Below are 2,706 nucleotides of genomic sequence, written 5' to 3'. Positions count from 1 at the left end.
TTCGTGAGCGAATTAATCAGAGTTTCCTAAAGTATTTGCGTGCTTCGCGTTCCTCGCCGCCGCGAAACAGCACGCCGTGGGGCATGACGGTGGCCATGCGACCGTCGTGCTTGAGCACGGCCAGCATGTGCTGCACGAACATCAGATCGGCCTTTTTGCCCTTCTCCGGCATCATCACCGGGAAGCGGCCGGGGAATTTCAGGTCTTTCTTGAGGTAGTTCTGGCTGAACGGCGGGTTGGCGACCACGCGGTCGTAGCGTTTCAGTTCGTTGGTTTCATCCAGGTGCTGCGGCTCGCGCAGGGTGTCCTCCTGGCGGATATCGGCGTGGGAAATGCCGTGCAGCAGCATGTTCATCTTGCAGATCGACCAGGTGGTGCCGATCTTTTCCTGGCCGTACAGGGCCAGCTCGCGGGCATCGCCACCTTTCTCGCGCAGGAAGTCGCGCATCTGTATCAGCATGCCACCGGAACCGACGGTCGGGTCATAGACACTCATGCCCTCGGCCGGGTCGCAGATTTCGACACACAGGCGCACCACTTCCCAGGGGGTATAGAACTCGCCCGCCTTTTTGCCGGCGGAATCGGCGAAGTATTTGATCAGCCATTCGTAGGCGGCGCCGAGCAGATCGGGGAACTCAAAATCCTCGTCGCGCAGCGGGATTTTCTCGAAGTTCTGCACGAAATCGGCGAGGGTGTCGTCGTCCAGCGTGCGGCTACCGATCTTGCGGTTGAAGTTGATCCCGCTGAGCACGTCCTGCAGGGCATCGGGGTTGGCGTCTTCAATGGCGGCCAGCGCCTTGTTGAGGGTGGTGCCAACGTTTTCCTTGACGTGCTTGAGGGCCGGGCGCTGGACCCGCTTCGTCTCGCCATTCTCAATCACCTCTTCCTGCCACGGCTGGTTCCAGCGGGCGCGGGGCGGCACATAGAAATACTTGCCGGAGTAGTGATCCGGGTCGTCCAGCTCGATGGCGATATCGGCTTCGCTCATGCCCTGGGCGGCGAACTGCTGGCGCAGCGCCTCGCGGCGCTCGTCGAACAGGTCGCTGGCGCGCTTCAGGAACAGCATGCCAAAGATGTATTCCTTGTATTCGCTGGCATCCATGCTGCCGCGCAGGTCATCGCAGGCGCGCAGCAAGAGGGATTCGAGGTGCGAGAGAGTAAGTTTCAGTTTCACTGGGTCTTGTACATCAGAAGTGATACGAGGTTAGTATACGGATCACGGGGTCGCGTCTAACATTCCAACATCAATCCCGGCTATTTTGTTCGAATCGCCGCACAGCTCGGCTCACTGTCATATAGTGAACGCCGAAATGAGCGCCAATTTCCGACATGGTGTAAGCGCCGGATAGATAGGCCCGCGCCATTGCCTCAATTCTATCCGAATGACGTTGCTCATACTCAGCAAGGGGCAGGGCGACGGATCTTCGATGGGCTTTGGAGACTTCGCGGAGCGCCTCTGGTTTCTTGTCCTGCCGGAATTGCTCGACGAAAGTATCATCGCCCAACAACAATTGATGCCGGGTCTGATCTAACGGACTGGGCAGCCCTTTGCCTTCCATGATAAATCGACGACAGGATTCAATCGCGCACTGGCGTTCCCGCCCAAACTGGCTGAGCAGCCAGTCCTCAAGTCTTGAGACTATCCGGGCTCTCAGCGGATTCAGCAAGACATATCTTGTCACTTCCAGCAGGTAGGTGTCCTTCTGGATCAAGATCGCCTTGTAGCGCCCCTGGAACAGGTGCCCCACCATGCCATGGCGGCGATTGAAACGCTGCGTATAGACGCCGTTCAATTGGCGCATGCCTTTGGACAGATTGCCATCGACCGTTTCCACAAGCAGGTGATAGTGGTTGGTCATCTGACAATAGGCATGCACGATCCAGTTGAAGCGAGTGCAGACATCGCCGATAACGGCCAGCCATGCTGCCCTGTCATCATCATCCAGAGAGATGTCCTCGCGCCTGTCGCCTCTCGAAGTTACATGATACAGGGCGCACACAAATTCTAATCGTAGAGGTCTAGCCATGGGCTGAGTATAGCGCGGAATGGTGTAAAATATTGGATTGTGAGAACTGACCCCGTGGATCGGACGTGGATGCGTGGATGTACACTAAAGTTCGCGGCATTGCCAAGCCGCTGCTGACCCCAGATCTTCGTTGGCGGTCTATTTTTGCTTGTACACATCACTGCGCTTATCCACTTTCAAAACTAGAACAGTCACAATCTGATCTTCAATGCTGGCGATGACACGGTATTTGCCGATGCGGTATTTCCAGAAATCGCCGAGCTTCGAGCCGGTCAGCGGGGCGCCCAGGCTTCGCGGGTTGTCCGACGGTGCCAGCCGCTCCGCGAGAAACTTTAAAATCCTTCGGGCAACCGCCCTGTCCAGTTTCGCCAGTTCACGCTCCGCAGCCAGATCGAACTCAATCCTCCAGGCCATGGCGCTTCATGATGTCCTCCAATGGCACGGTGCGGGTGCGGCCCGCGCGGATCTCGGTCAGGCGCTGCTCGGCCAGGTAAAGGTCCTCCAGGTCGTCCAAGTGTTGCTCGATGGCTTGCCTGGCATAAAACGTTTTCGTGCGGCCCGTGCGCTTGGCTAAATTGTCCAGGCGTTTTTCCAGGTCTTCCGGCAATCGTATCGCTAACATGAGCTTATCCTCGTTAAAAAAGTGCTATACAAGTATAGCACCACCGCCCCACGCCTT

Annotated in this window: 4 protein-coding genes; all 4 read right to left on the bottom strand. The window is 57.1% G+C overall.

Annotated features, from left to right (window positions below; genetic code table 11):
* Window positions 1-16: 16 nt before the first annotated feature.
* Window positions 17-1,174 (bottom strand): type I restriction-modification system subunit M, encoded by a 1,158-nt coding sequence (locus tag ABTW62_RS13800; RefSeq protein WP_430905151.1) that lies wholly within the window; start codon window positions 1,172-1,174, stop codon window positions 17-19.
* A 70-nt stretch (window positions 1,175-1,244) separates the two neighbouring features.
* Window positions 1,245-2,000 carry a transposase gene (locus ABTW62_RS13795; protein WP_430905150.1) on the bottom strand — a complete coding sequence of 252 codons (756 nt, stop codon included), beginning with the start codon at window positions 1,998-2,000 and terminating at the stop codon, window positions 1,245-1,247.
* Between the two features lie 165 nt (window positions 2,001-2,165).
* Window positions 2,166-2,441 (bottom strand): type II toxin-antitoxin system RelE family toxin, encoded by a 276-nt coding sequence (locus ABTW62_RS13790; protein ID WP_430905149.1) that lies wholly within the window; start codon window positions 2,439-2,441, stop codon window positions 2,166-2,168.
* Window positions 2,425-2,649 (bottom strand): type II toxin-antitoxin system RelB family antitoxin, encoded by a 225-nt coding sequence (gene relB, locus ABTW62_RS13785; protein WP_430905148.1) that lies wholly within the window; start codon window positions 2,647-2,649, stop codon window positions 2,425-2,427. The genes ABTW62_RS13790 and relB overlap by 17 nt, the downstream gene beginning before the upstream one ends.
* Window positions 2,650-2,706 lie beyond the last annotated feature (57 nt).

Origin of the sequence: Nitrosomonas sp. ANs5, from assembly GCF_050584665.1 — a bacterium.
Lineage (GTDB): Bacteria > Pseudomonadota > Gammaproteobacteria > Burkholderiales > Nitrosomonadaceae > Nitrosomonas.
The sequence above is the reverse complement of the archived record's forward strand: the minus strand, read 5'-3'. Positions and strand labels throughout refer to the sequence as shown.